The sequence below is a fragment of the Kitasatospora sp. NPDC057518 genome, assembly GCF_042802075.1.
Taxonomy (GTDB): Bacteria; Actinomycetota; Actinomycetes; order Streptomycetales; family Streptomycetaceae; genus Kitasatospora.
The window spans coordinates 1-5791 of sequence record NZ_JBHVEU010000523.1; the positions used below are offsets into that span (position 1 = coordinate 1).

General features: G+C 71.3%; 8 protein-coding genes. 3 read left to right on the forward strand and 5 right to left on the reverse strand.

What is annotated here, in order from left to right:
- Both ACFU7Z_RS34955 and ACFU7Z_RS34960 read right to left on the reverse strand, forming a co-directional pair.
- The coding region (locus ACFU7Z_RS34955) for a hypothetical protein (protein WP_380782023.1) at nucleotides 1–419 on the reverse strand (419 nt) is incomplete at its 3' end.
- 84 nt (nucleotides 420–503) lie between these two features.
- Entirely contained in the window at nucleotides 504–848 is a 345-nt protein-coding gene (locus ACFU7Z_RS34960) for a hypothetical protein (protein ID WP_049650481.1), read from the reverse strand.
- Between the two features lie 298 nt (nucleotides 849–1146).
- On the opposite strand from ACFU7Z_RS34960, the gene ACFU7Z_RS34965 reads away from it, so the two are divergent.
- A complete protein-coding gene (locus ACFU7Z_RS34965) occupies nucleotides 1147–1812 on the forward strand; it encodes a hypothetical protein (RefSeq protein ID WP_049650482.1) in 666 nt (221 codons plus the stop codon).
- A 93-nt stretch (nucleotides 1813–1905) separates the two neighbouring features.
- Here the strand turns inward: ACFU7Z_RS34965 and ACFU7Z_RS34970 are convergent, their stop codons facing one another.
- The 3 genes from ACFU7Z_RS34970 to ACFU7Z_RS34980 form a co-directional block, all read right to left on the reverse strand.
- Nucleotides 1906–2283 (reverse strand): hypothetical protein, encoded by a 378-nt coding sequence (locus ACFU7Z_RS34970; protein ID WP_147409124.1) that lies wholly within the window; start codon nucleotides 2281–2283, stop codon nucleotides 1906–1908.
- A 112-nt stretch (nucleotides 2284–2395) separates the two neighbouring features.
- Complete coding sequence (locus ACFU7Z_RS34975) at nucleotides 2396–2665, reverse strand: chaplin (RefSeq protein ID WP_380782025.1); 270 nt, start codon at nucleotides 2663–2665, stop codon at nucleotides 2396–2398.
- 110 nt (nucleotides 2666–2775) lie between these two features.
- The gene (locus tag ACFU7Z_RS34980; RefSeq protein WP_380782027.1) at nucleotides 2776–3018 is read right to left on the reverse strand and encodes a chaplin; all 243 of its coding nucleotides are present in this window, start codon (nucleotides 3016–3018) and stop codon (nucleotides 2776–2778) included.
- 571 nt (nucleotides 3019–3589) lie between these two features.
- Here ACFU7Z_RS34980 and ACFU7Z_RS34985 point away from each other — a divergent pair.
- Together ACFU7Z_RS34985 and ACFU7Z_RS34990 are read left to right on the forward strand one after the other, a co-directional pair.
- Complete coding sequence (locus ACFU7Z_RS34985; protein ID WP_049650486.1) at nucleotides 3590–3829, forward strand: chaplin; 240 nt, start codon at nucleotides 3590–3592, stop codon at nucleotides 3827–3829.
- 243 nt (nucleotides 3830–4072) lie between these two features.
- Complete coding sequence (locus tag ACFU7Z_RS34990) at nucleotides 4073–5746, forward strand: RICIN domain-containing protein (RefSeq protein ID WP_380782029.1); 1674 nt, start codon at nucleotides 4073–4075, stop codon at nucleotides 5744–5746.
- Nucleotides 5747–5791 lie beyond the last annotated feature (45 nt).

The following is a 5791-nucleotide window of genomic DNA, read 5'->3' on the forward strand; positions in this document are numbered from 1 at the left end:
GCGTCGGGGGCCTGCTGGGCGTTGACGAACGGGATGTCCGCGAGGCTGCCCTGTTCGACGGCGGGCACCAGCGCGGGCAGGATCAGGTGCGAGACACCCGCGTCGCCCGTGGACTGGGTGTTCTGGCCGACGTTGCAGATCTGCTTCGGCTGGTTGTTCAGGACCGGGACCTCGACCGGAACCGCGATGCCGATGACGGCGACCGCGATGTTGTGGACCTCCGGCAGGCAGATGTTCGGGTTGTCCAGAACGTGGCTGTTCGGGCTGCCGTTGCCGGCGGTGCCGGTGTGGTTGGTGCCGCCGTTGCCCTGGACGGAGGTGGCGGCGCCGTCCGAGTCGACGATGGCGGAGGCCGAGCCGGCGGACATCGCGAGGGCGGCGGCGGCCAGGCCGGCGGCGGCGAGGGACTTCTTGATCATTTCTGGTTTTCCTCTCGGGGTGAATCGGGGGGCGATTCGAAGGTGGAACAGCGGGTGGTGCAGGGAGATCAGGGCGGCGACCGATCAGCCGATCAGGTGGGACACGCCGCCGTCGCCCTGGCTCTGGGTGCCCTGGCCGACGGTGCAGTACTGCCGACCGCCGTTGTTGGCGATCGGGACCTCGACCGGGACTGCCACACCGAGCACGCCGACGGCGATGTTGTGGATCTCCGGCAGGCAGATGTTCGGGTTGTCCAGGAAGTGGAAGTTCGGGCTGTTGTTCCCGACCGTGCCCGTGAAGTTGGTGCCGCCGTTGCCCTCGATCGAGGCGGCGGCGCCGTCCGCGTCACCGATGGCCGAGGCCGGGCCGGCGGCACCGGCCAGCGCGGCGACGGCCAGGCCGGCGGCGGCGAAGGACTTCTGGATCATGGGAGATCCCTCTCTGAAATGCTCTTTGGATTCCTTGCGTACGGCGCTGAGAACGCTCAGACCCGGTCGGCAGTCACTGACGTTCAGATCAAAGAATGACGGCACGGAAGGTTACGGGGATTCTGGAAAAGAGTCCCGGAGGCGCGACGGTCAACGGAATCCGGTCGGATTATTAAGCCGAACCGGTTAACGGCCGCAATCCGCGCTCCCGGTCACTCGTTGAGCAGAACGCTTTCCGGCTGCGCCCCCGCAGCCGCTCCCAGTGATCCCCAGTACGGACAGCAGAACGGTGAAAAGCATGAAGTTCTCCAAGCGGGCCGGCGTGATGCTGCTGGCGGTCGGTGCCGGTGTGCTCGCCTCCCAGGGGGCGGCCTCTGCCGCCGCCCCGATCGGCCCCGACCAGGTGGGCGCCCTGGAGGACTCGCTGGCCACCCAGCAGGTCCCCGCGGACATCCCGCTCGCCCCACTGGGCAGCCGCCTCACGGCCGGCATCCCGACCTCGCTGCTCATGCCGCCGGCGCCCGGCCGGACCACCAGCTCCGACGGGGCGCTGCTCCCGGAGCAGATCGTCCCCCAGCTGACCACCGGCAAGGTTGGTCCGAGCGCCAAGGCCGAGCTGCCGCTCCCGCTGGTCGACCAGGGCGCCGACCTCGGCAAGGTGCTGCTGGACGCCCCGGCTGCCCCGCTGCACGCCAAGACCCCCGGGCTCACCCTCGGGCAGCCGCTCTCGCTCGCCCGGGACGGCGCCGGCCAGCTCGCCGACGGCCGGCTGAAGGTGGACGAGATCGACCCGCGGCTGGTCTCCGGCGCGGTGCAGGTGATCCCCGGGGCCAAGGCCAGCCTCGGCGGCGACGACAGCCGGCTCTCCCTCACCGACACGGCGGGCGCCCTGGCCGGCACCACCACCACGACCGCCACCACCGTGGTGGGGCAGACCGGCCTGACCGACCTGACCCAGCTCTGACCCGGCTCTGACCCCGGGATCCCATCCGGTACGAGAGCCCGGCACCCCGGCCGCGCGGCGGGATGCCGGGCTCTCGCGCGCCCGGTGGGGCGCTCAGCCCGGCAGGACGCCGGTCAGCCCGCCGACCAGCGGGAGGTCCTTGACGCCGCCGCCGGCGCTCAGCGGGCCGGTGAGCGTCCCGGTGCCGATCGCGGGCAGGCCCTGGTCCGGCTGGAGGGCCGCGCCGTTGTTGAGGAAGTCGGCCGAGGAGTTCGCCCACGGGTCCAGCCGCAGGCTCTTGATCGGCGCGACGCCGTAGCCGAGGCCGGTGGTCGTCCCGCCCAGCGCCTGGCCCAGGTCGGTCTTGGTCAGCTTGGCCGGGCCGGCCGGAGCCTCGCCAGGGGCGGTGGCGGCCTGCGCCGAACCGGCGCCGAGCAGCACCGCGGCACCCACGGCGGCGGCCAGGCCGGCCGCGCTCTTCTTCGAAACCATCGTGATCACCCTTCGGTGGATCGGAGGTACCGGACGGTTGTCCGGAGACGCCGAACTGCCCCCCGGCCGACTGGTCGGGGGGCAGGACGGCCGGTACGCGTGCCGATCGGGATCAGCAGTCGTCCGCGGGCTGCGGGACGGCCTCGACGTTGGCGCAGGCGTTGCCGAAGGCCGGGTTCAGCAGGCCGATGACGTTGATGCTGTTGCCGCACAGGTTGATCGGCACGTGCACCGGGACCTGGATCTGGTTGCCGGAGACGACACCGGGGGAGTTGGCGGCCACGCCCTCGGCGCCGGCGCTGGCGGCGGCGGAGCCCGCCGCGCCCAGCACCAGGCCGGCTGCGGCGGCGGAGAGGACGGCGGCCTTCTTCATGTTCTGCATGGGGGGTTGATCTCCTCGATCACACACGGGTGGAGCGTGCCGCGCCCCGGCGCTGCGGGGCACGGCACGGGCTCGGCGAATCAGCTGTCGCCGGTGCGGCGACGGCCGGTTCAGCCTTCGTTGACGCAGGCGTTGCCGAAGGCCGGGTTCAGCAGGCCGATGATGTCGATGCTGTTGCCGCACAGGTTGATCGGGATGTGGATCGGGATCTGGATCTGGTTGCCGGAGAGCACACCGGGGGAACCGGCGGCGACGCCCTCGGCACCGGAGCTGGCGACCGCACCGCCGGCGGCGCCGAGCACCAGGCCGCTGGCGGCCAGCGACAGGACGGCGGCCTTCTTGAAGTTGCGCATGTCATTCCTCCGATTTCTGCCCGACGGAAGGGAAATGTCGGGAGTCGGGCGAGCACGAATACTCACCCGAAGGCTGTAGGGATTTCCGTGATTGTCACTCGGGCGGCGCACACCGGCGTGTTCCGCCCATGGCTCGGGCGTGGCCGCGGCGGCCGTGTCGCGATGCCCCGCGAAGCGATTCCCGCACGGCCGGGAAAGGCTTCGGACAAAGGCGCGACGGTTGGAATTCCGGTCAGGCGTTCCGGCACGGATTGCCGGACGCCGGGTAGGGGAGGCCCGCCGCGCCGACCGAGCCGCCGGTGGCCGCGATGCCGACGACGGCGTGGGCGTGCTTGCGCATGGGCGGTACTCGATTCGTGCGTAGGGGCCGGTGGAGACCGGGTTCCGTCAGGGAGAACGAGGCACCGCGGGCGGGGAAACGGTCGGACCCTCCGATCACCCGAATGCCCGGTCCGCGGCGCCGTTGGGCCGGATGGGTGACAGTGCGGGGAGCGTCGCAACCGGTCCGGTGGGGTCTCGTTCTAGATGTCGCACTCCCCGTGCATATCTGTCGAACAGTCAGGAGGCTCGTATGAGCATCAAGAAGACCGCCGCTGTCGGCGCGGCCGTGGTGGGCATCGTTGCCACCGGCGCCGGTACCGCGATGGCCAGCTCCGGCGCCCAGGGCGTTGCCGCCGGTTCCCCCGGTGTCATCTCGGGCAACCAGATCCAGGTCCCGGTGCACGTTCCGGTCAACGTCTGCGGCAACACCATCGACATCATCGGCCTGCTGAACCCGGCCTTCGGCAACAAGTGCGCCAACGTGGGCTGAGCCCGCACCCGGTTCGGCCGGTGCGAGCCGCCGTTCCGCGCTTCCCTCCTGGGGCGTGGGGCGGCGGCTCTTCGTCGTGCCGGGGCGGCGACGCACCGTCAGTTCCCGGTGGTGTCACAAGCCTTGTTGCGTTACTTGTCAGTACCTAGAATGCGAGACCTGCTCACCTTTCCTGCTCCTCTCTTGCTCCGCGCCGCTCGGCGCCCCGCCCGGGCGGCCCCCCACCCCCGCAAGGAGACGCGTGTGACCAGGTCCCCACGGTCGGCGGCGCGGCGGACACGCACCGGGTCCTCCCGGTGCGCCGCACTGCTCGCCACCGGAACCCTCCTCGCCACCCTCGGCCTGGCCGGCGCCCCCGCCGCCCTGGCCGACCCCGCCCCGGCCGCGCCCGCGGCCACCCGACCGGCCGCGGTCGTCGCCCTCGGCGACAGCGCCATCTCCGGGGAGGGCGCCGGCACCGACACCAACGACGGCTACTTCCCGGAGACGGACAGCCCCACCAACTACTGCCACCGCCACCCCAAGTCGGAGATCTTCGTCACCGACATCCCCGGGGTCACCCCGATCGACCTCGCCTGTTCCGGAGCCCAGACCGGCGACCTGGTCAGCGACCCGGAGCTGGCGAAGGTCACCGGCCCCGGCAGCGGCGACTTCGGCGAGCCCAAGCAGGACGTCAAACTGGCCGACACGGCGGCGAAGTACGACGTCAAGATGGTCGTCGTCACGATCGGTGCCAACGACGACTTCGACTTCAGCGGCATCATGATGCACTGCCTCGCGCAGTACTTCCCGATCCCCAAGGACCAGGGCTGCCGGGACACCATCGGCAGCGACGAGATCCGCCGGCGCGCCAAGGGCGTCCAGCCCAAGGTGGTCGCGGCGCTCCAGAACATCCGTCAGACCATGCGCCGGGCCGGCTACGCAGACTCCTCGTACCAGCTGGTCTACCAGTCGTACTTCAACCCGATCACCCCGGACATCCGGCGCAACGACTACCTCGGCAAGGTCGCCGACGGCTGCCCGGCCTTCCCCGAGGACCTCGCCTGGGGCCACAACTGGGTGGTGCCGACGCTCAGCGACGCGCTGCGCGGCGCGGCCGAGCAGGTGCCCGGCGTCCGGTACCTCGACCAGCGGCGGGTCGCCTTCGGCCACGAGGTCTGCGCGGAGTGGACGAGCTCCCCGTACGAGTACACCAACGGGGACGTCATCAACCTCTCCGAGTGGGTGCGCAACGGCTGCGACTCGCAGATCGGCATCCCCGGGCTGTGCATGAACATGGTCCGCCAGTCGTACCACCTGCGGGTGGCCGGCTACCGCGGCGAGGGCGTCTGCCTCGGCCAGTTCTACGCCCGGCCGGAGCTGGCGCAGGCGTACTGCACCCTCAACCAGCAGAACACCACCTCGATCCAGCCGCTCACACCCGGACAGCCGTTCGGCGACGTCCCCGAGGACGGCGCCTGGTACCAGCTGACCAACGCGGCCAGCGGCAACGCGCTCGACCTCACCGGCGGCGGCAGCTACGGCGACGCGACCAACGGCCGGGCCGCGATCACCTATCCGGCCACCGGCGGGCTCAACCAGTCCTTCGTCCTGGAGGCGAAGGCCGGCGGCAGCTACGAGCTCGACTTCAGCGGCAACCGGAACATGTGCCTGGACGCCAACGCCGCCTCCACCGCCCCCGGCACCCGGATCCAGCAGTGGGGCTGCACCGGCGGCGGCAACCAGCACTGGGTGTTCAAGCCGGCCGGCAACGGTCGCTACAAGATCGCCGACTCCCAGGACCAGGGCAAGGTCCTGGCCGCCGGCGCCACCCTCGACGCCAAGGGCAACCCGTACGTCGAACTCGCCGCCGACACCGGCGCCGCCGACCAGCTCTGGCAGCTCACCAAGCTCGGCATCGTCTACGTCCACGGCTGATCCGCCCCGCACGTCCTGAGGCCCCGGCCGCCGCCGCCCCCACCC

Coding starts and splice junctions, on each gene's coding strand:
- ACFU7Z_RS34975 (WP_380782025.1), bottom strand. CDS start 2,665: ATGCAGAACATGAAGAAGGCCGCCGTCCTCTCCGCCGCCGCAGCCGGC.
- ACFU7Z_RS34985 (WP_049650486.1), top strand. CDS start 3,590: ATGAGCATCAAGAAGACCGCCGCTGTCGGCGCGGCCGTGGTGGGCATC.
- ACFU7Z_RS34970 (WP_147409124.1), bottom strand. CDS start 2,283: ATGGTTTCGAAGAAGAGCGCGGCCGGCCTGGCCGCCGCCGTGGGTGCC.
- ACFU7Z_RS34980 (WP_380782027.1), bottom strand. CDS start 3,018: ATGCGCAACTTCAAGAAGGCCGCCGTCCTGTCGCTGGCCGCCAGCGGC.
- ACFU7Z_RS34960 (WP_049650481.1), bottom strand. CDS start 848: ATGATCCAGAAGTCCTTCGCCGCCGCCGGCCTGGCCGTCGCCGCGCTG.
- ACFU7Z_RS34965 (WP_049650482.1), top strand. CDS start 1,147: ATGAAGTTCTCCAAGCGGGCCGGCGTGATGCTGCTGGCGGTCGGTGCC.